We start from the raw sequence: 21927 nt of genomic DNA, 5'->3' as shown, positions 1-21927 counted from the left end.
TTTCGATATATCGGTATAATAAACGATATATCGTTAAATGTAAGGCGATATATCGGAATAAATTTCTAAAAAAATAAATACCGCTCCAACAAACCTTGTCAGAACAGTACTTATACGTTTTAAATATTTTCAAATTCTTCATTCACAAGTTGCTCTAAATTACCGAATAGTGGTTTCCACTCTTCAATTGTATAACGAGAAACTAAGCCCTTATACCAAAAAGGATCTTTCTCAAGTAACGTCATTAACATATCTTGATTTTTAACTTTAAATATTAAATATGCTTCTTTCACATCTTTACGCTCATCAACAGTTGGACCAGAAACAATTAGATGCCCTTGTTTAATCAACTTCTTTAAATATAAGACATGTGGAATAACGTACTTCTTCCATCTTTTTAAATCAGTGTGTTCAAATTTTACGATATAGTGTTTCATAATGCCCCTCTCTCTAAATATGAATCAATATTTTACCAAATTTACCGCCAGTTACGACAGGTACATTATCGCCATATTTATCTTGTACATATTGTTCCACACTCGCAAGTTGTTGTTCATCTAGCTCAATCTCAACCTCTTTTAACCATTGCGGTAATTGCTGCATAACATCATCAAGCGTTTTATCGTTGTGTTGAGTATGACGCTCGATTAATGTCTCATACGTGTAGTCATTGAAATACAGTAATTGAAGTAAATAATACATATCCGCTGTCATTTCCTGACTTTCTACTCTTAAAAATGCTATAATCTCATCAACAATTGAGTTTTCCTTAGGCCCAGCAATTAAACTGACATATACATATTTCTGTGCAATATCGATTGCCTTATTAACCGCTTCCCACGTCGTAACTGCCGGACACATAGACGCAAATACTAAATCATGATAACTTAATTCTTCAATTCGTACATCTTCAAACGATTGATTAATGGTATCTAGCGTTACACCATAGTGATGAGCATTTTCTTGTAACATGTCATGTAATATTGGAGATGGCTCTAAGCTTGTAACTTTTGCGCCTTCTTTAGCAAATGGAACACTAAACACACCTGAGGCGGCACCCACGTCTAATATACTTAAATTGCTAAATGAACCGGTTTGTTTTTCGACCCAATCCATAATACGTTTTGTACGTTTCTGGCTTTCTTCAGTAAATGAATTTTTATTAAAGTTTTTTGCCCACTTTTCAAATCCAGGTGCAGATGGATCACCTAAACCTGCACGCTTCATTCTTTTATCTTGAGTGTTCTCATCATTTTCCCAAGCTTCTTCCCAAAATTGGTTACTAAATATATCTTTTTGCATAAGGAAACTCCTTTTCCAGATTATATATTGCTATCTTACCTTCCCATTCACCCTTCATAAACTCATACGCTTACTATTAAAAAAGCTTTTAATCACTCATATTTAAGAGAACATCCATCTCCTAAAAGTAATTAAAAGCTTAGTTTTTATTTCACAACATCTAATAAAATTCTAAAATTATAATTCTTCTCCGTTTGACTCAATCACTTTGCGATACCAGTAAAATGAATCTTTCTTCGTACGTTCTAATGAGCCATTACCTTCATTATCACGATCAACGTGAATGAAACCATAACGTTTTTTCATTTCACCAGTTGTAAATGACACAATATCAATAATACCCCATGGTGTGTAACCCATTAATTCCACGCCATCTCTATCTACGGCATCAATGGCTGCTTCAATATGTTCACGTAAATACTCGATACGGTAGTCATCATGGATATTGCCATTCTCATCAAACTCATCTACTGCTCCAAATCCATTTTCAACAATAAATAAAGGAATTTGATAACGATTATATAATGCATTCAATGTATAACGTAAACCAACTGGGTCAATTGCCCATCCCCAATCACTCTTCTTGATATAAGGATTGTCCACTGAATTTGGTAAGCCACCATTCACAATATTATCTTCAACGCTTGCTTCGTTATCATGTTTAACCACAGTAGACATATAATAACTGAAACCAATGTAATCTACCTTACCTTCGCGTAAAATCTCATTGTCCCCATCTTGCCAGCCGATATTGAAGCCTTCACGTTCAAACATCTTCTTAGCATAACCTGGGTAATAACCACGTGCTTGTACATCTGGGAAGAAGAAACGCATACGACTCGCTACTTCAGCTTCCATAATATCTTGAGGATTACAACTATATGGATAAATTGGCACGTGAGAAATCATAGCACCAATTTCAAACTCTGGATTAATTTCTTTCCCAATTTTAACCGCTTTAGCACTCGCAATTAATTCATTATGCGCTACTTGGTATAACACTTCTTCTCGATTATCATCTTCAGTTAGTGACACACCTGAATTCGTCCATAAAAAGATAGGATTGTTAATATCCATTTGGTTATTAATTTCATTAAATGTCATCCAATATTTCACTTTATCTCTGTAACGTTTAAATACAGTTTCTGCAAAATGAGCAAAGAAGTCTGCTACTTTACGATTTCTAAAACCACCATATTCACGAGCTAAATGTAATGGCATTTCAAAATGTGAAAGCGTAATAACAGGTTGAATATCATATTTTAATAATTCATCAAATAAGTCATCATAGAATTTTAAACCTTCTTCATTCGGTTCAAATTCATCACCATTTGGGAAAATACGTGTCCAAGCAATTGATGTTCTTAAACATTTTAAACCCATTTCGCTAAACAATTTTACATCGTCTTTATAACGATTGTAGAAATCAATCCCTACGTGGTTAGGATAATATTTACCAGGTTCTACGTCTTGCGTAATTTCACGTGCTTTACCGTGTGCACCTGCAGTCATCACGTCAATAACACTTAAACCTTTACCACCTTGATCATAGCCACCTTCAAATTGGTTTGCTGCTAATGCGCCACCCCATAAAAAGTCTTTCGGTAATTTAGACATTATTAAAACCCCTCTATTTTTTTCTTTAAATATATCAAATAATCTTGGATTATAATAACAATTGCTAAAATAACTCTTATATAAAAAAACTACTGACAAAGTTAATCTTTATCAGCAGTTTCGTTATTATGATATTATTTCTCGTCATAAAAACCTAATTGAAGGTCTTTAGAAGTTTGACGACGTATTTTTCTCATTAACTCAACGTCAGTAATTAATGATTCACCATATGAAGGAATCATTTCTTTAATTTTAGCGTTCCATCCGCCAATTTGCTCTGGGAAGTTCTTTTCAAGCACTTCTAACGCTACTGATACTGATGTAGAAGCCCCTGGTGATTCACCAAGTAAAGCAATTACAGAATGGTCTTCAGAATTAACCACTTCTGTACCGAATTGGATAAATCCTTTACCTTCTTTTTCAGTATCTTTAATAACTTGAACACGTTTACCTGCAGTGTATAATTCCCAATCTTCATCACGAGCTTCAGGGTAGAACGTACGTAAGTGGTTCATACAACCTTCTTTAGTCATAATGATTTGGTCGAATGAATATTTAAGTAATGGTAAGTTTTTAACAGCTGCAGCTAACATAGTCGTAATATTGTAAGGTTTAACAGATTTGAATAAATCTAAGTTTGAACCATTTTTAAGGAATTTAGGACCTACATTTGCGAATGGTCCGAATAATAAAGTTCTTTCACCTTCAATATAACGTGCATCTAAGTGAGGCACAGTCATTGGTGGTGTGCCTGGTGGCTCTTTACCATATACTTTTGTATCATGTTGTTCAATTACTTGTGGGTTAGTACAAGCTAAGAATTGTCCTGTAATTGGGAAACCACCTAAATGTTTACTTTCAGGGATGCCTGTTTTTTGTAATAAAGGAATTGCGGCACCGCCAGCACCGATAAATACATAATCAGTTTCTTCTTCAAATACGTTACCAGTTTTACGGTCTTTAATTTTAACTGACCATTTACCATTAGATAAGCGTTCAAAGTCTAACACTTGATAACTGTATTTAACTTCGACATTATCGTCTTCTTCTAAGTGTTTCGCCATTTTACGAGTTAATTCACCGAAGTTAACGTCAGTACCTTCGTCGATTTTACTAGCAGCCATTTTGCCATCATCAACGCGGCCTTTCATCATTAATGGAATCCATTTTCTCATTACTTCGATGTCTTCAGTATATTCAATGTTATCGAACATTGGCGCTTCTTTCATCGCTTCGTAACGTTTTTTCAAGAATTTTTTATTATTAACGCCTCTAACAAAACTAATATGAGGTAGAGGATTAATAAATTCTCTTGGGTTCTCAATATGACCTGCTTTTACTAAGTGACCCCAGAATTGTTTAGAAATCTCGAATTCTTCGTTGATTTCTTTCGCTTTTTCGATATCAATTGATCCATCTGGTTGTTGTACAGTATAGTTCAATTCACATAATGCAGCGTGACCAGTACCCGCATTATGGCGTTCGTTAGAACTTTCAAGACCTGGGCGATCCATACGTTCATAAAGCTTGATGTTCCAATTAGGCTCAAGCTCGTTTAACATTGAACCAAATGTAGTACTTAGAACACCAGCACCAATTAAAATCACACTTTTTGATTCTGTCATGGTTGTACACCTCTTCAAATTTATTTAATTAACAATTTAATAAATATTACTTACTCTCCCTATGTTTAAGTAACATTTAAATGTAAGAATTGTTTGTTAAGCCTTTCACTACTATGGTAAAACAAATATGGTAAATTGTAAATCTAATAAACTTAAATAAAATTTCAATCTAATATATTCTTGATTTAATATATTTGCTTTCAATCCCCCTTTTGAAAAATTAGGCATCCAATTGCCTAAATGACAACTGAACACCTTCACTTTCTTCATCTATTTTCTACTTTATAATTTAGAGTGTAAGAACTTTTCAATATAAAAAGCAGATTCCTCAATAGATTTATATTCTGTATTAATCACGGTCGCATTTAATTTCTTAAATACTTCCTCTGCATACGCAAGTTCTTTCTTAATACGATCAAGATTGTTATATCGTGATTCACTTGATAACCCTAATGTTTCCGCACGATTTTTACGAATGTTCGCAATGTACTGTGGGCTTGCTGTTAATCCAAACACTTTTAGTCCTTTTTGTTTATAAACATTATCTGGAATGTTAATTTCTGGAACTAATGGGATATTCGCAATTTTGTAGCCTTTGTTCGCTAAATACATACTTAATGGTGTTTTAGATGTGCGAGACACACCAACAATTAGCGCATCCGCTTCACCTATATCAGTAAAGTGTTTACCATCGTCATATTTAACTGAATACTCAATTGCTTCGATGCGTTTGAAGTATTCTTCATTTAGTTTACGTAAGGCGCCACTTTCCATTAACGGTTCATGTTTTGTCACCTTTTCAATAATACTAATTAAATCAGACATATAGTCGACGTAAGGAATCTCATGTTCACGCGCAAATTCATGACCTAATGCATTAAACGATTCACTCACAAGTGTCGTCGCAACAATCGCATGTTGTTCTCGCGCTAAATTTAAAATATTTAAAAATTCTTCTTCATCTTTAATGTATGGAAATTTCTTGATTTCAACATTTGTTAAATCTGGAAATTGCGTTAAAGTCGCATGAATCATACGTTGTGCTGTTTCGCCAATAGAATCAGATACTATAAATAACTTTAAAACTTGTTCATTAGATTGCGTTTCGTTCACGTTATTACTCGCTTTCCTCCACTTGACTCTGCGCTGTCGCTAAAATTGCACCTGGCACACGGAATGGTGAACATGACACATAATCGATAGCTAATTGATTGAAGCGACGAATTGACTTCGCATCGCCACCTAATTCACCACATACGCCAATTTTAATATTAGAATTTACTTTTTTCGCCTGTTCGACTGCAATTTCGATTAATTTGCCAACACCGTCTTTATCCAATGTTTGGAATGGGTCAAGCTTCAATATATTACTTTCAGTATACACATTTATGAATTTACCTGCATCATCTCTAGAGAAACCATATGTCAATTGTGTTAAATCGTTCGTACCGAAACTGAAGAAATCACAATGTTGAGCTAACTCATCTGCCACTAAGCATGCACGTGGTGTTTCAATCATCGTACCTATTAAGTAATCGACTTTATCATCTTTCTCTTCTCCCAATTTCTCAATTGTTTTAACCAGTTTCTCTTTAAGCGTTGTAAACTCTTCCACAGTTGATACTAATGGAATCATGATTTCAGGTTTACATGCTATACCCTCTTTTTTAAGTTTTAATACGCTACCCATAATTGCTTCAACTTGCATCTCGTATAATTCTGGATATGTGATAGCTAAACGACAGCCTCGGTGGCCTAACATTGGGTTCACTTCATGTAAGTCTACAATGCGCTTATTCAATGTTTCTTTAGAAACGTCGAGTTGTTGTGCTACATTTTCAACATCTTCATCTGAATTAGGTAAAAATTCATGTAAAGGTGGGTCAAGTAAACGCACAATGGTAGGACGTTCTCCTGATAGTCTGAAGATTGCTTCAAAGTCTTCAATTTGGTATTTACGGATATTATTCAATGCTTCTACGCGTTGTTCATATGAAGATGATAAGATGAAACGACGCATCTCAACAAGACGTTCAGCACCAAAGAACATGTGCTCAGTTCGCACTAAACCAATGCCTTTCGCATTAAAATTATAGCCCGCTTCAATATCTTGAGGTGTTTCGGCATTCATGCGCACATCTAAACGTGCAACCTCTTCAGACCATTCCATAAAGTTCGCAAATTCTTCACTATGCTCTGCACTTACTGTTTTAATTTCGCCATGATAAATATCCCCGTTAGCGCCGTCAACAGAAATTATGTCGCCTTCATGTAATTCGCCCCCATCGTAATAAACCGTCTTAGCCACAGTATTGATTTCTAAATTAGAGCATCCTGTCACACAGCATTTACCCATACCACGTGCTACAACCGCTGCGTGAGATGTCATCCCACCATGCGTAGTTACAATCGCTTCACTCGCTACCATACCTTCAATATCTTCTGGCGACGTTTCTGGACGCATTAAGATGACTTTCTTACCTGCATCGGCTTGTGCTTTCGCATCTTCAGCTGAGAAGACGATTTGACCTGTTGCCGCACCTGGACTTGCTGGTAAGCCCATTTTTGAAATGGCTGTCGCTTCTTTTAAAGATTTTTCTTCAAAATTAGGATGCAATAATTGATCGATAGATTTTGCTTCTACTTTCGTTACAGCTTCGTCTTTAGTAAGTAAGCCTTCTTCTACTAAATCAACCGCAATTTTAATCGCAGCACGTGCTGTACGTTTACCATTACGTGTTTGTAATAAATATAATTTGCCATTTTCGATTGTAAATTCAATATCTTGCATATCTTTATAATGTTGTTCTAATTGTTTCGTCACATCTACGAATTCTTGATGAACTTCTGGCATTTGGTCATGCAACGTTGAAATATCTTTAGGCGTACGAATACCTGCAACCACGTCTTCACCTTGGGCATTTAACAAGTATTCACCAAACAATTTATTCTCACCTGTCACTGGATTACGCGTAAAGGCTACTCCTGTACCACTATTATCACCACTGTTACCAAAGACCATCTCTTGGATGTTTACCGCAGTACCGATATCGTGTGGAATATCATTTAAATCACGGTAGATACGTGCACGGTCGTTATCCCAAGATTTAAACACCGCTTCAATCGCTTCTTCAAGTTGTTTTAATGGTTCTTGTGGAAAAGGTTTATACACTTCTTCTACATAAATTTCTTTGAAACGTTCACAAATTTCTTGTAATCCCTCAGCTGTAATTGCAGCGTCATTCTCAAAGTTATGGCGTTGTTTATAGTCTTCAAAGTATGTATCAAAGGCTTGCATTGGCACGTTATATACAACTTCACCAAACATTTGTAATAAACGTCGGTAACAGTCATATGCGAAACGCGCGTCCCCTGTTTTCTCAGCTAGCTTCTTCACGTTGTCATCATTTAAACCTAAGTTAAGAATCGTATCCATCATACCAGGCATTGAAATTTTCGCCCCACTACGTACAGATACTAATAATAAATTGCTATCTGAAGAGAATGTTTTACCCGTTCTTTCTGAAAACGCTGCAAGATGATCAACCAATTGCGTTTTAACTTCCGTCGATAGTGATTGACCTTGGCGTAAGTATTCAATACACGCCTCCGTCGTAATTGTAAAACCATCTGGTACAGGAAGCCCTAAACGTTTCATTTCAGAAAGGTTTGCCCCTTTACCTCCAAGTAAATCTTTCATCGATTTTTGTCCTTCATCAAAAGCATATATATATTTAGTCATATATGTCACCTCAATTAATTATTATGTCACACTAATTATTTTAAAGTATGTCATATAATCAATTTGAATACAAATAAAATCATATTCATTAAGCAAACGTTTACAAAAAAGACACAAATAATGCGATATATTAGTGCATATATTTGACTACATGCTACTAACATATCGACATTAATTGTGTCATACTATTTCTTAACATTAATTTATACTGAACTATATTTTTCAAAATAATCAATAGAAAATTGCTTAAATGACTCTGCCACAGCCGTAAAGTAATGGGAGGTCTTGTAGCCAATCCCTATCATACGATAGCAATTAGGACTGTTTATAGGTATTGCTACGATATTATTATCGTCGTGAATTAAAGCTTGTTTTGGTGTGAATGAGATACCAATATTCATTGCCACAAGCTTTAATATGGCACTCGAATCTTCTACTTCAACTTGGTAGTTTGGCGTGATGCCCTCATTTCCCAAAATAGTATCTATAATATCACGAAAGCCATAACCGCTGATCTGACCAATTAAACCTTCATTCCTAATTTCTTGCAAAGAAACAATGTTACGTTTAGCCAAATAATGCTGTTTGCTCACTGTTAAGTAAATATCATCTTGAAGTAGTGGTATCCAAGTAATATCCTTGTGGACAATAGGTATGGTTGAAATTGCGAAATCTACTTTATCATCTAATATAAGTTGAGTCGCACGTTCCGAGGTTGCTTGATATTGTTTAATCTTTGTCCTAGGATGCTCTCTTAAATATTGTTGGACTAAAGTGGGCATCACATGCGGAAATGTTACCGCAAAGCTCACTTGCCCTTGTTCTAATCCAGTAATATTTTTTAAGATACGTTCACCTTCATTAAGAGCATTAAATGCTTTGTCCACCTGCAATTTCATAAGTTCGCCATATTGATTTAAATGAATTTGACGTCCTTTACGATTAAATAACTTTACTCCTAATTCCTCTTCTAATGAATGTATCGCTTTACTTAACGCAGGTTGTGAAATATTAAGGTGTTTTGCAGCTTGAGTTATATTATTTACTTCTGCTACCACTTTAAAGTAGTTAAGTTTCGTTATTTCCACGTAAACAATCACCTCCAATTAATAACTTTAAGTTATTAATAAATAGTTATTATGAATTATACATTATCAATTTCTGATGCTACCATAAAATTGTACATTATTTATTTTTTAAATTTTCAAAAAGAGGGATAATTATGAGATTAGAAAATAAAGTTGCATTAATTACAGGTTCAGGCGGTGGTATGGGATATGAAACCGCTAAACGTTTTGTCGAAGAAGGCGCAACAGTCGTTGTATCAGATTTAAAAGAAGATATCGTCAATGAGGCTGTTGAAACGCTCTCAAAAGCTACTAATAACAATGTTTATGGATATGTATTAGATGTATCCAAAGAAGCAAGTGTTGAAGAAACATTTACTCGTATTAAAGACGAAATTGGTAAATTGGATATTCTAATTAATTGCGCTGGCATTACTGGTGCAGATAAGACAACGGATCAATTGACTGAAGAAGAATGGGATCAAGTTTTTGCGGTAGACGTCAAAGGCGTATTCTTCTGCACAAAACATGCCGTGCCGTTAATGCGCGAAAACGGTGGAGGTTCAATCGTCAACTTCTCTTCTATCTTGGGATTAGTGGGTACTGACGAACTAACGCCATACGCTGCTGCTAAAGGTGCGGTTACCAATATGACGCGCCAAGATGCCATTAGCTTTGGTAAAGATCATATCCGTGTTAACTCTGTACACCCAGGTACTATCTTAACGCCATTAGTGAAAAAATTAGGCGAAGAAACAGAAGGTGGCTTAGAAGCCTATACAGCTAAAATGTCTGAACGTCACCCTATCGGCTATTTAGGTGAGCCCGTAGATGTTGCTAATGCAGTATTATTCTTAGCTAGTGATGAAGCACGTTTCATTACAGGCGCTGCACTAACAGTTGACGGGGGTTACACAGCTAGATAGTATTTTGTCGTTAAACCATTAAAAGCTATACTAAACACTATTAAATACACTAAACAAGGCTGAGACACTTTATTATTGTCCCAGCCTGTTTTTTATTGTTATTTATTTTTAATAACCTGAAGTTAATTATTCACCATGTTCTGCGCGATATTTCTCAACTTCTGCATCACGTAATTCTACGCGACGAATCTTACCTGAATTTGTCTTTGGTAAATCTTCTACAAACTCAATCGCACGTGGATATTTATACGGTGCGACTTCTTGTTTCGCAAACGTTTGTAATTCTCTCACTAACGCCTCATCGCCAGTATAATCATCTTGTAAAATAATAAATGCTTTTACAATATTACCGCGAATCGCATGAGGACTTGCTACAACTGCACACTCTTTTACAGCAGGATGATTTATTAACGCATCTTCTACTTCAAACGGTCCGATTGTATAACCAGAACTTATGATGATATCGTCACGACGACCTTCAAACCAGAAATAGCCATCTTCATCAATATGCGCTAAATCACCTGTGATATAATAGTCGCCAGCTTGTGCCGCTTTCGTACGTTCTTCATCTTTATAATATCCTTTGAAAAGTCCTGGGAAATCTAGTGGCAACGCAATATTACCTTTCACATTAGTATCCACTTTATTGCCATCGTCATCTACTACAGTTACATGACTTCCTGGAATTTCTTTACCCATTGAACCTGGACGTGGTTCAGTATCTTTTAAGAAACCGATAAGTAAAGTACTTTCCGTTTGACCATAACCATCACGTACCGTTAAGTTGAAGTTTTTACGGAACTGTTCTACAACTTCACGATTTAATGGTTCACCGGCAGATACGGCACTGTGCAAGTGTTCTAAGTTATAATCTTGTAAATTCTTTAATTTCGCCATCATACGATATTCTGTTGGTGTACAACAAAGCACATTAATTTTAAAATCTTGTAATAATTCTAAGTAGCGGGATGGATTGAATTTACCATTATAGACGAAAGCAGTAGCGCCTGAACCCATAATAGATAAGAATGGACTCCACACCCATTTTTGCCAACCTGGTGCAGCAGTTGCCCACACTAAGTCATCTTCTTTGATGCACAACCAATGCTCTGGCGCCATTTTCATATGTGCATAACCCCAGCCATGAGAATGTGTTACAGCTTTAGGATTGCCTGTCGTACCAGAAGTGTAGGATAAGATAGCAATATCGTCTCTAGTCGTGTTAGCCATTTCTAGTGACGTACTTTGGCCTTCTTTTTCATCTTCGATACTAATCCAATCCGTTTCGTGACCATCTACAATAAATTTAGTTAAGTTATCATATTCTTTAATATTTTTAAATTCTTTGATGAAATCTGCCTTAGCAATAACAGCATTAATTTCCCCATGCGTAATACGATATTGTAAATCTTTCGTTCTTAACATTTCAGAACTTGGAATAATCGCAATACCTAATTTTAAAGCTGCAATGTAAAGTTCATATGTCATGATTGAACGTGGCATCATAATTAATACTTTATCGCCTTTTTTTAACCCATGTTTTAAAAATACATGTCCCACTTTATTCGCATTGTTGATTAATTCAGAATACGTAACTGTGATAGGTTCATCGATTCCATTTTCATAAATCAGTGCTTTTTTAGTTGCATCTGAAGCGTGTTTCTCAATTTCAGAAACAATGTTATACGTTTCCGGTGCAAGTAAGTTTGAATTCTTCATATTAAACTTCCTTTCCCTTCTCATTCGTGCTTTCTTTTCAATTTCTTTAACGCATTAAAATATACCACTTATGGCAATGATTTTAAATAGTACCGTTTTTATAAATTAAAAAGATTAAGTCCCTAACTCCCATCACCATAGGTATTAAGAAACTTAATCTTATCATGTTAGAAAATATCAGTTACATCTATCGTAGCTTTCAAACCAGCTAACTCAATACGTACATTATACGATAAATCACGATTCACTATATCGTAATCTACACCTTTTCTAGTACCACGTTTTTTATGCGTTTTACTATAAGCTTCAGAGTTCTGCCAATCGTAAAATGCTTGACGATCTTCCCATAATGTTAAAATAATGTAATGACGATGTGCAACGTTAGGACGTAAAAAGCGTAAAGCTTTAAATCCTGGTTCATCTTGTAGGTATTTAGGACGTTCTAAGAATTTCTTCTCAAATTTTTCTTCCATACCTTCATTAACGAATAAATGATTTAATACACAAAATGAGTCGTTAGATAATTCGTTTATTTCTTCTAAAATACTATAGTTTTGAGTATCATTATTTTTTTGAATCGTCATTAGTTGATTATCTACTTCATCAATTACATATGTTTTATAACTGTCTTCTAAAATCATGTCTGTTATTCCTTCATTTCTAAACTAGTATTCAGTTTTTAATATCTTTCTAGCTTCGACCTTGTTGTTCATATAAAGAAATTGAGCGTTTTACAATTTCCAAAAATTCATGATCTAAAGTCGGAAAGTTTATAAAATAATCTAATATATTATCTGAGAGACGTTCTTGCTTTGGAAATGACTGATCTTCATTAATCCAATGTGCAAGTTCACCTAACGGGGTCTGGTCGTCCACAAATCCTTGCATAAAATCATAAAAACTCATTATCTCACCCCAGTATTCCAATATATATTTATACTATCATGAACAATATCCTTAAAACTAGAGGTGCGAGAGAGACAGTTTTACCGAAAGTGTAGATTAGAAGTCATTATTCTGCACTTACCTATGAATTTAAGTAATCTAACACAACTGCGCCTACCGCTTCTGCTGCCACAAGCATAGATGATTCATCAATTCTAAATTTAGGGTGATGATGTGGATAAGCTTTACCGTCTTGTGGTGCTGCACCTGAATAAATAAATGTACTTGGTAATTCTTTCGCATAAAACGCAAAGTCTTCAGATGGTGGCTGTGCTTCACATTCTTCGACACCTTTAACATCTGCTAAGTCTGCATTTTCAATTGTTTTCGCTACATATTCAGTAAACTCTGGATCATTATATAATGCTGGATAGTCTTTACTAAATTCAAAGTCACACTTAACACTAAACGTTGCTTCAAGTCCTTCAACTAAACGTTTAAGTTCTTCTTCAATACGGTCACGTGTAGCATCTGTAAGTGCACGGACGTCACCTTCAAGTACAATTTTATCTTTAATTACATTGAATTGCCCTTTTCCATCAAAAGAACCAATTGTGACTACGCCAGTTTCAAAAGGATTAAGACGACGTGAAACTACAGTTTGAGCAGTTGTTACAAAGTTAGCACCTGCTACAATCGCATCGTTCGCTGTATGAGGAGAGGAACCATGACCACCTTCACCTTGCACTGTTAATTTGAAATATGAACGACCTGTTTGAACGTTCTCTGGGCGATAATACACTTTACCAGGTTCCATATTTGTCATGACATGCGTACCTAGTACATGGTCTACACCTTCTAAAACGCCATCTTCAATCATGCCTTTCGCACCACCAGGAGGCATTTCTTCTGCAGGTTGGTGAATAACAATGACTTTACCTTTAAACTGGTCTTTCATTTCAATTAAAGTTTCTGCCAAAATAAGCATGTACGCAGTATGAGCATCGTGACCACACGCATGCATGACACCATCATTTTTAGATGCGAAAGATAAGCCTGTATCTTCTTGAATAGGAAGTGCATCAAAGTCGGCACGAATAGCGATCGTTTTCCCTGGTTCGCCACTATCAATCGTGACTTTCACACCATTTTCACCTACATTCGTTTCTACCTTACAATCTTTATCTTTATAGAAATCAGCAATATATTTAGGCGTTTCTTCTTCTTTAAATGAAAGTTCTGGATGTTCATGTAAATGACGACGAATTTCAATCATACGTTCTTCTTTATCTTGTAGTCGTTTCACTAAATCTTTTGTCATCTCTCGTCCACTCCTTCTTTTTCCTTCATTATATGCCTTTAAAAAATAAAAATGTTGTTGCACGATTTGACATAGCATTCCTAATTAAAAAGGGAGTGGAACAGAATTTTTTTAAATTCGTTGTTCCACCCCCGCAAGGATGACTAGAACTGAGAAAAGCTTGATTTAAGCGCCTTCTCAGTTCAGTCAGCTACTGCGAATTTGCAAAATAGCATCATTATAGTATTTATGTCCCAGCCTCTTTAAAAATTATTTAGTGTTTATAATATGGATCAAATTCCATTGCGCCTGCTTTTTCATCGCTAACACCATGTTTATAATAATCTACATATTGTGGTTCTAATGGTTCTCTACCACGAATAATGTCTGCTGCTTTTTCAGCTAGCATAAGTACTGGCGCATGAATGTTACCATTTGTTGTTCTAGGCATAGCTGAGGCATCAACCACACGTAAGTTTTCCATACCATGTACTTTCATTGTTAGTGGATCTACTACTGACATTGGATCTGAAGCAGGGCCCATTTTCGCACTACATGAAGGGTGTAAAGCTGTTTCACCATCTTTACGTACCCAATCTAATATTTCTTCATCAGTTTGAACAGATGGTCCTGGTGAAATTTCGCCACCATTATATGGATCCATTGCTTTTTGAGATAAGATATTACGCGCTACTCTAATCGCTTCAACCCATTCTTGTTCATCTTCTTTAGTTGAAAGATAATTAAACACAATACTTGGTTTTTCAAATGGGTCTTTTGATTTAATCTTCAAGCTACCTCTTGAGTTAGAATACATTGGTCCAACGTGCACTTGATACCCATGGGCTACAGGTGCTTTTTGACCATCATATCTTACAGCAATTGGTAAGAAATGGAACATTAAGTTTGGATAATCAACTTGATCATTTGATCTTACAAATGCCCCACCTTCAAAGTGGTTAGAAGCTGCCGCACCTTTACGTGCAAATATCCATTGTAAACCAATCCAAGGCATACGTTTTAAATCTAAACTAGGTTGTAAAGAAACTGGTTGTTTACATTTATGTTGAATATAAACTTCTAAGTGATCTTCAAAGTTTTCCCCTACACCAGGTAAGTGCATACGAGGTTCGATTCCTTTAGATTTTAAGAACTCAGCATCACCAATACCTGATAATTGTAATAATTGAGGTGTATTGAAGGCACCACCTGATAAGATAACTTCTCCAGCATCAACAGTATGATATTTACCATTACGTTTGAATGTGACACCCGTTGCTTTATTACCATCAAAGTGAATTTCAGTAACAAAGGCACGTGTTTTCACTGTTAAATTTTTGCGCTTCATCGCCGGATGTAAGTAAGCTCTAGAAGCAGAGACGCGACGACCATTATGTACTTGACTGTCAAATGGTCCAAACCCTTCTTGTCTATAGCCATTTACGTCTTTTGTTTTATGATATCCTGCTTCTACACCTGCATCAAAGAATGATTTAAATAATGGGTTAGTCGCAGGTCCTCTTTTTAATTTGATAGGTCCTTGATGGCCTCTATATCTATCATACGGTGCAGCACCATATGTTTTTTCTAAACGTTTAAAATAGGGTAAGCAATGTGCAAAGTCCCATGTTTCCATACCTTCTGGCTCTGCCCAACCTTCATAATCCATTGGATTACCTCGTTGATAAATCATACCATTGATAGAACTTGAACCACCAAGCACTTTACCACGTGCATGGTCTACTTTACGTCCCATATGTGGCTCTTCTTCAGTTTCATAAATCCAGTCATAAAAACGATTACCTGAAGGGAACATTAATGCTGCTGGCATTTGAATAAATAAGTCCCAAGGATAATCACTACGGCCCGCTTCTAATACAAGCACATCTTTATCCTTGTCTTCTGTCAAACGGTTACCTAGCACTGAACCAGCACTGCCTCCTCCAATAATTACGTAATCATAAGATTTATTTTTACTCATAGTCATCTTCGTCCTCCCTTAAAAAATTGTTCTTTTTATCTACATTGAATTTAAGTTCGATACGTTACTCTACTTTGTTCAAATAAATGGGACCGCATGATATTACAATTTCTACGGCCCCCATAACTTTATTTAGCTTTACTTGCTGAAGAAATTTACCGGCTCTGGATTGGTATTAGTTAAGATATGTTTAGTTACTAAGTATTCTTCTAAACCTTCTTTACCTAATTCACGACCAATACCTGATTGTTTATAACCACCCCATGGTGCTTGTGCAAAGTAAGGATGGAAATCATTAATCCATACTGTACCTAATTTAAGTTTATTAGCCACTCGTTGCGCTTTTCCTAAATCTTTTGAAAAGACAGCCCCAGCTAAGCCATAAATAGAATCATTTGCTAATTTAATCGCTTCTTCTTCACTATTGAAACCTTCAACAGTAACAACTGGACCAAATACTTCTTCTTGTACAATACGCATTGATGTATCGCAATTAGTAATCACTGTTGGTTCAAAGAATAAACCATCTTTTAAGTCGTCTCTATCAGGACGTTTACCGCCGATTGCAATTGTTGCGCCTTCTTCTTTAGCAATGTCCATGTATTTTTCAATTTTATTGCGGTGCTCAGTTGAAATGACTGGACCCATTTCAGTATCATCGTCAAAACCGTTACCTAGTTTAATTTTTCCAACACGTTCAATTAAGGCCTTTTCAAAGTCATCTTTAATATCGTTATGCACTAAAATACGTGAACCTGCTGAACAAACTTGGCCGGCATGGAAATAACCACCATTTAATGCTTGGTCTACTGCTAATTCAAAATCCGCGTCATCAAAAATGATATTTGGATTTTTACCACCAAGTTCTAATGCGATATTAGTGACGTTATTAGCAGCATTCTTCATAATGTGTTTACCTGTTTCAATACCGCCTGTAAATGAAACTAAGTCCACTTCTTCATGACCTGATAGGGTATCGCCAACTTCTTCACCACTGCTTAGCACTAAGTTGATAACGCCTTTAGGGAAACCTACTTCTTCCATTAATTCGAACACGCGGATTGTAGTTAATGGCGTAATCTCACTTGGTTTCATAACTAAAGAACAACCTGTTGCTAGCGCTGGCGCAATCTTCCATGACGCTTGTAGTAACGGATAATTCCATGGCGTAATTTGAGTTACTACACCTACTGGCTCTTTTAATACTTTACTTTCAGAATTTGGGATTGGCGTATTAATGATTTCGCCGCCATCTTTATCTGCTAACCCTGCGAAATACGTAAATACATTCGCAATGTCATCCATATCTGCATAAGATTCTTCTAATGTTTTACCAGTATCTAATGTTTCTAATTTTGCTAATTCATCACGATTTTCAGTGATTTTATCTGCAATCGCTCTAACTTTTTTACCTCTGACTTCACTTGTTTCTAATGACCATTCGCCATCTTCAAAAGCACGACGCGCTGCTAAAATTGCTTGTTCAGTGTCTTCAGCAGTGCCTTCAGAAACAGTAAAAATAACTTCTTGGTTATACGGATTGATAATATCTCTCGTATTTTTATTTGAACTTTCTACCCATTCACCATCTATATATTGACGATTAGACAATTTACTTACAAGTTCCATCAAACGACCTCCGTTAAGTTTGTTAAATTTTTATTTAACGAATTTTACAAATTTATCCTAGCATATATTTTATACCCTTGCAAACGTTCTTATTATCATCATTTTCTTACTTTTCTTGAAAATGAAGTACAAAAAATGCTAATAATAGTAATGCAATTTTGAAACTTTTTATAAAACACTTTATAATAATTGAGACTTAAAAAATGGGCGTAAATATTAATTTATTTTCGTAATATTTAATATGCAATAAGGGAGGTGCAAACATGGCACGTTCTAAAAATTATGATCAAAAAATTGAAGAGGCAAAAGATTTAGTAATTAATTCAATTGGTGAAACCATGGACTTGTACGGTACAAACAGAAGTGTAGGTAACTTATATGGCACTATGGTTTTTGAAGGAAGTATGACGCTAGATGAAATGCGTGAACAATTACAAATGAGTAAACCAAGTATGAGTTCGGGTGTTAAAAAACTACAAGAGTTTGATATTGTTAAACAACAATTTACTCGTGGTAGTCGAAAACAACATTTTATTGCTGAAAAAAACTTTTTTAATTTCTTTCGTAATTTCTTTACTCAAAAATGGGAACGCGAAGTCGATACTAATCTAGAAGCAGTAAATAAAGCAGAAGCCCTTCTTCAAGAAACATTACAAAACGAAAATTTAGATGATGAAGCAAAAGCAGAAGTTGATAAAATTCAAGCACAACTTAACCATACAAAACAATATTGTAAATGGTTAGAAAATTTAAGTAATGCAATTGAAAGCGGCCAAATCTTTGAACATTACCCTATACCAGAAGATGAAGAAAAATAAAAGCTAGAGGATGTTAAAATCCTCTAGCTTATTTTATGTTATAAATTGTCGTCTTCTGGTTTCTCTTTAACTTGAACAATCCTTAAAGAACGACGTTCAATTTCTTTATGTTTATCAGCACGCGTTTCGAGTTTAATCCTATCTCTATTTAACGTGATAATAAAGGATATCATCATAAAGATAAATATCACTATTAATGGCACACTTGCTAAAATAGATGCCGTTTTTAAAACTTCAAGTGCACGCTCCCCACCTACTAACATTAATGAGAATGGTAATAAGCATAAAGCAAATGCCCAGAATAAACGATTTGCTTTTAATGGTTCTCCAATCACTTTCTTTTGAGATGCGGCAGCTAAAATATATGAACCAGAATCAAATGTAGTCGCTAAGAATAAGAATGCTGATATTAAGAATAAAACAATGATTAATGTAGGGAATGGTAATTGATGCATAACTTCTATAATTGTAGCTTCTGTACTATGCGCATTTAAGAAGCTAATCACATCAAATTGCCCTGAAATTTGTAAATAAACAGCATAGTTACCGAAGATACCAAAGAATAATAGACAACCTAAAGTACCATAGATAATTGTGCCTAAAATGACTTCTTTAAGACGACGACCTTTTGAAATACGAGCGATGAATAAACCTATAAATGGTGCATATACTAACCACCATGACCAATAGAATATTGTCCAATCTTGTGGGAAGTGCGTTTCTTTACGCCCTTTTATTCCACCAAATGGTTCCATCCATGTTGCCATATGGAAAAAGTCTCTTATCATATTACCGAAACTAGTAATAGTCGTTTCCATAATAAAAATAGTTGGTCCTACGATAAATACGAAGGCTAATAATAAGAACGATAGCCATACGTTTACGTCACTTAATTTTTGAATCCCTTTTTTCAAACCAGTATAAGAACTAATAGCAAAGATGACTGTAATTGTTAGTAAAATAATTGATCGCATGACCATATTTTCTCCATCAATACCTGTAAGTCTTTCAATACCGGCTGAAATCATAGGTACACCTAGGGCTAATGATGTTGCTGCCCCGCCAAGTAAGCCGAAGATAAATAAAATATCTACTAACTTACCTACAAATTTATCTGTTTGACCTTTTAATACTGGACGACATGCCTGACTAATTTTATAAACAGGTTGTTTTTTTACGAATACTAAATAACCGATTGGTAAGGCTGGTAAAACATATATTGCCCAGGCAATTGGTCCCCAGTGGAACATGCCGTATTGTGTTGCATATGTAAGAGCTTCATCTGTCATTCCTTTTGCGCCATTCGGTGGAACTTGGTAATAGAACGCCCACTCTATAACGCCCCAATATAAAATATCTGAACCAATACCAGCACAAAATAACATTGAAGCCCAACTAAAGTTATTAAATTCTGGTTTATCTGTTGCTTTTCCAAGTGTTACATTTCCGTATCTTCCAAATGCGATATATAGTACAAAGAATAGTATAGCTAAGCCCATGAATAAGTAAACGGAACCGATCGAATTTGAAATTGCACTATTAATATCAGTAATTACCTTTTCACTTGCATTAGGAAATACCATCATCGGTATAACAGCGAATAATAGTACAATCACCGTCCCTATGAAAGTGGGCCAATCCATAATTTTCTCTTTTTTCAATGATGCTCCTCCTCTATATATTTTGCAGATTTTATGGGTATTATATATTTTGACGATATCTAATATTAAATAAAAATGCAAATTCCATTCAAATTAATCGATTTTATTTTTTGAATAATTATATATTTATAATATATTTATAAGCTCCCTAAATCGCCACAACAATAGTGTTAAATTTAAACTAAACGTATTTAACAAATTTTATAGTATATTAAAAATGAATATTTATAACATATATATGCATTTATATTTATTTTCATTTTTTATAAAACAATTTATTTTCAATCAAAAAAGACTATCAAGTCCTTACTCTTAAATAAGAACTCAATAGCCTTAAAAGTTTAATATCCTAATATCATTTTAAGCGTAAATCCGACAATGACTGAAACGCTAATCGCGAAGAAGCCTGGAATGATGAAACTCGTCGGTCGTGTTCGTCCTGTCTCATCTAAGCTCACCGCAAAGAGTATCGTCGGTTGCGCTGGAATAACAAAGTTAACATTCAATGTTTGAACCATTGCCACGAAGTACATTGGTGGAATACCCATGCTCATCACAATCGGTACCATAATTGAAGCAGTAGCCGTTTGTGAAATAACAATCATCGCGACCACAGCTACTAAGATAATCACTAACCATGGTACAGATTGTATTGTTTTGCCGATGTCATCTCTAATAATTTTTAAATTTTCAGGCGCATTAAAGATAGTTGCCCCTAGCCATCCTGGTCCTAACACGGCGAAGAGTGCACCGATAGCTGATTGTGTAATATTAGAAGATAGAATATCGCTTGTATTAATTTTTTGTAGCAATAAGTTAACTGCTACACTTAAATACATGAAGAATTGCACAATTTCAGTCATTGTGAGCGCTACTTCTTTGCCATCAACTTTGAAAGTAGGCATTAAATCTGGAAAGATACCAAATGTCAGAATTCCTGCGACACATAATAAGAACGCTACGACACCAATTTTTACTTTTTTTGAAAATGAAGGCGCCACCTCAACGTCAGGTGTATGTGCAATTTCACTTTCAGTTACTGTCGTTTTACGTCCTACAAAGGTACAAAAAACACTTAACAGTAACATCGTAATAATAGCGGTTGGTAGCACAATACTTAAATATTTGCCCATTGAAATACCATGCCCTGCCATAACTGAAATAATGTATGCTGTCGCAGAAGCTGCAGGACTACATAATAATGCTAAATTCGCTGTCAGCACTGAAGCCGTCAATGGGCGTTTAGGTTGTATGTTCGCTTTAACTGCCGTTTTAGCAATAATTGGTTCTAATGATAAAGCAATATTCGCCGTTCCTACGCCAAATACAAATAAAAAGACAATAATAGGGGCGATAAAGATAATTGATCTAGGAAATCGTTCGATAATTTTTGAAGCGAGATAGACAAGATAGTCTATGCCTCCTGTAGCTTGTAAGGTACCACCAGCGATACCAATAGATAAGATGATTAATACTGCAGTAACGGGCGCTGACCCCGGAGGTAATTGAAATCCAAATATCATGATAAGTTGCGCGACGATGGCGAAGATACCACACCCTAAAGCCCCAGCTGTTCTAAGCCCTAATAATATGGCCAATATCATGATGATAATTTCTACTACAAATAGTAGCATGATGAAAGCTCCTAACTTTTC

Annotated in this window: 17 protein-coding genes; 2 read left to right on the top strand and 15 right to left on the bottom strand. The window is 35.3% G+C overall.

The genetic code is table 11. The annotated features are described in order from the left end of the window. Nucleotides 1-119 precede the first annotated feature (119 nt). The 7 genes from CD128_RS03430 to CD128_RS03400 form a co-directional block, all read right to left on the bottom strand. Nucleotides 120-437, bottom strand: coding sequence for a YciI family protein (locus CD128_RS03430; RefSeq protein WP_103328684.1), 318 nt, complete (start codon nt 435-437; stop codon nt 120-122). 13 nt (nt 438-450) lie between these two features. After that, entirely contained in the window at nt 451-1302 is an 852-nt protein-coding gene (locus CD128_RS03425) for a class I SAM-dependent methyltransferase (protein WP_103328683.1), read from the bottom strand. A 177-nt stretch (nt 1303-1479) separates the two neighbouring features. Then, the gene (locus CD128_RS03420; RefSeq protein ID WP_103328682.1) at nt 1480-2919 is read right to left on the bottom strand and encodes a 6-phospho-beta-glucosidase; all 1440 of its coding nucleotides are present in this window, start codon (nt 2917-2919) and stop codon (nt 1480-1482) included. A gap of 134 nt (nt 2920-3053) precedes the next feature. Then, entirely contained in the window at nt 3054-4544 is a 1491-nt protein-coding gene (gene lqo / locus CD128_RS03415) for an L-lactate dehydrogenase (quinone) (protein ID WP_103328681.1), read from the bottom strand. 282 nt (nt 4545-4826) lie between these two features. Next, a complete protein-coding gene (locus CD128_RS03410) occupies nt 4827-5657 on the bottom strand; it encodes a pyruvate, water dikinase regulatory protein (protein WP_103328680.1) in 831 nt (276 codons plus the stop codon). A gap of 4 nt (nt 5658-5661) precedes the next feature. Beyond that, nucleotides 5662-8286 (bottom strand): pyruvate, phosphate dikinase, encoded by a 2625-nt coding sequence (gene ppdK / locus CD128_RS03405; RefSeq protein WP_103328679.1) that lies wholly within the window; start codon nt 8284-8286, stop codon nt 5662-5664. Between the two features lie 203 nt (nt 8287-8489). Further along, nucleotides 8490-9374: a LysR family transcriptional regulator gene (locus CD128_RS03400; RefSeq protein ID WP_167797480.1), complete on the bottom strand. Its 885-nt coding sequence runs from the start codon at nt 9372-9374 to the stop codon at nt 8490-8492. A gap of 134 nt (nt 9375-9508) precedes the next feature. On the opposite strand from CD128_RS03400, the gene CD128_RS03395 reads away from it, so the two are divergent. Then, nucleotides 9509-10279, top strand: a complete 771-nt coding sequence (locus CD128_RS03395; protein ID WP_197730765.1) for an SDR family NAD(P)-dependent oxidoreductase — start codon at nt 9509-9511, stop codon at nt 10277-10279. 126 nt (nt 10280-10405) lie between these two features. On the opposite strand, the gene mbcS is transcribed toward CD128_RS03395, so the two are convergent. The 6 genes from mbcS to betB all read right to left on the bottom strand — a co-directional run bounded on the left by mbcS (nt 10406) and on the right by betB (nt 17793). Then, complete coding sequence (gene mbcS / locus CD128_RS03390) at nt 10406-11998, bottom strand: acyl-CoA synthetase MbcS (protein WP_103328676.1); 1593 nt, start codon at nt 11996-11998, stop codon at nt 10406-10408. Between the two features lie 167 nt (nt 11999-12165). After that, entirely contained in the window at nt 12166-12639 is a 474-nt protein-coding gene (locus tag CD128_RS03385) for an antibiotic biosynthesis monooxygenase family protein (protein ID WP_103328675.1), read from the bottom strand. Between the two features lie 49 nt (nt 12640-12688). After that, nucleotides 12689-12904, bottom strand: coding sequence for a sterile alpha motif-like domain-containing protein (locus CD128_RS03380; RefSeq protein ID WP_103328674.1), 216 nt, complete (start codon nt 12902-12904; stop codon nt 12689-12691). Between the two features lie 121 nt (nt 12905-13025). Continuing rightward, nucleotides 13026-14204, bottom strand: a complete 1179-nt coding sequence (locus CD128_RS03375; protein ID WP_103328673.1) for a M20 family metallopeptidase — start codon at nt 14202-14204, stop codon at nt 13026-13028. A gap of 253 nt (nt 14205-14457) precedes the next feature. Further along, a complete protein-coding gene (gene betA, locus CD128_RS03370; protein ID WP_103328742.1) occupies nt 14458-16164 on the bottom strand; it encodes a choline dehydrogenase in 1707 nt (568 codons plus the stop codon). A 138-nt stretch (nt 16165-16302) separates the two neighbouring features. Then, nucleotides 16303-17793, bottom strand: coding sequence for a betaine-aldehyde dehydrogenase (betB, locus tag CD128_RS03365; protein WP_103328672.1), 1491 nt, complete (start codon nt 17791-17793; stop codon nt 16303-16305). A 263-nt stretch (nt 17794-18056) separates the two neighbouring features. Between betB and cudC the strand changes: the two genes are divergently transcribed. Continuing rightward, nucleotides 18057-18611, top strand: coding sequence for a choline uptake/conversion transcriptional regulator CudC (gene cudC, locus CD128_RS03360; protein ID WP_103328671.1), 555 nt, complete (start codon nt 18057-18059; stop codon nt 18609-18611). A 38-nt stretch (nt 18612-18649) separates the two neighbouring features. On the opposite strand, the gene CD128_RS03355 is transcribed toward cudC, so the two are convergent. Together CD128_RS03355 and CD128_RS03350 are read right to left on the bottom strand one after the other, a co-directional pair. Continuing rightward, a complete protein-coding gene (locus CD128_RS03355; RefSeq protein ID WP_103328670.1) occupies nt 18650-20272 on the bottom strand; it encodes a BCCT family transporter in 1623 nt (540 codons plus the stop codon). Between the two features lie 341 nt (nt 20273-20613). Beyond that, nucleotides 20614-21906, bottom strand: coding sequence for an anaerobic C4-dicarboxylate transporter family protein (locus CD128_RS03350; RefSeq protein ID WP_103328669.1), 1293 nt, complete (start codon nt 21904-21906; stop codon nt 20614-20616). Between the last annotated feature and the right edge of the window lie 21 nt (nt 21907-21927).

This window comes from Staphylococcus croceilyticus (assembly GCF_002902575.1).
Classification (GTDB): Bacteria; Bacillota; Bacilli; order Staphylococcales; family Staphylococcaceae; genus Staphylococcus; species Staphylococcus croceilyticus.
This window is presented reverse-complemented; position numbering and strand designations above follow the sequence as displayed.

What these genes read in the sequence shown, in the direction of transcription:
- CD128_RS03375 (WP_103328673.1), bottom strand. Translation starts at nt 14,204, where the DNA reads ATGACAAAAGATTTAGTGAAACGACTACAAGATAAAGAAGAACGTATG.
- CD128_RS03430 (WP_103328684.1), bottom strand. Translation starts at nt 437, where the DNA reads ATGAAACACTATATCGTAAAATTTGAACACACTGATTTAAAAAGATGG.
- CD128_RS03350 (WP_103328669.1), bottom strand. Translation starts at nt 21,906, where the DNA reads ATGCTACTATTTGTAGTAGAAATTATCATCATGATATTGGCCATATTA.
- betB (WP_103328672.1), bottom strand. Translation starts at nt 17,793, where the DNA reads ATGGAACTTGTAAGTAAATTGTCTAATCGTCAATATATAGATGGTGAA.
- CD128_RS03395 (WP_197730765.1), top strand. Translation starts at nt 9,509, where the DNA reads ATGAGATTAGAAAATAAAGTTGCATTAATTACAGGTTCAGGCGGTGGT.
- cudC (WP_103328671.1), top strand. Translation starts at nt 18,057, where the DNA reads ATGGCACGTTCTAAAAATTATGATCAAAAAATTGAAGAGGCAAAAGAT.
- CD128_RS03385 (WP_103328675.1), bottom strand. Translation starts at nt 12,639, where the DNA reads ATGATTTTAGAAGACAGTTATAAAACATATGTAATTGATGAAGTAGAT.
- betA (WP_103328742.1), bottom strand. Translation starts at nt 16,164, where the DNA reads ATGAGTAAAAATAAATCTTATGATTACGTAATTATTGGAGGAGGCAGT.
- mbcS (WP_103328676.1), bottom strand. Translation starts at nt 11,998, where the DNA reads ATGAAGAATTCAAACTTACTTGCACCGGAAACGTATAACATTGTTTCT.
- CD128_RS03380 (WP_103328674.1), bottom strand. Translation starts at nt 12,904, where the DNA reads ATGAGTTTTTATGATTTTATGCAAGGATTTGTGGACGACCAGACCCCG.
- lqo (WP_103328681.1), bottom strand. Translation starts at nt 4,544, where the DNA reads ATGACAGAATCAAAAAGTGTGATTTTAATTGGTGCTGGTGTTCTAAGT.
- CD128_RS03420 (WP_103328682.1), bottom strand. Translation starts at nt 2,919, where the DNA reads ATGTCTAAATTACCGAAAGACTTTTTATGGGGTGGCGCATTAGCAGCA.
- CD128_RS03425 (WP_103328683.1), bottom strand. Translation starts at nt 1,302, where the DNA reads ATGCAAAAAGATATATTTAGTAACCAATTTTGGGAAGAAGCTTGGGAA.
- ppdK (WP_103328679.1), bottom strand. Translation starts at nt 8,286, where the DNA reads ATGACTAAATATATATATGCTTTTGATGAAGGACAAAAATCGATGAAA.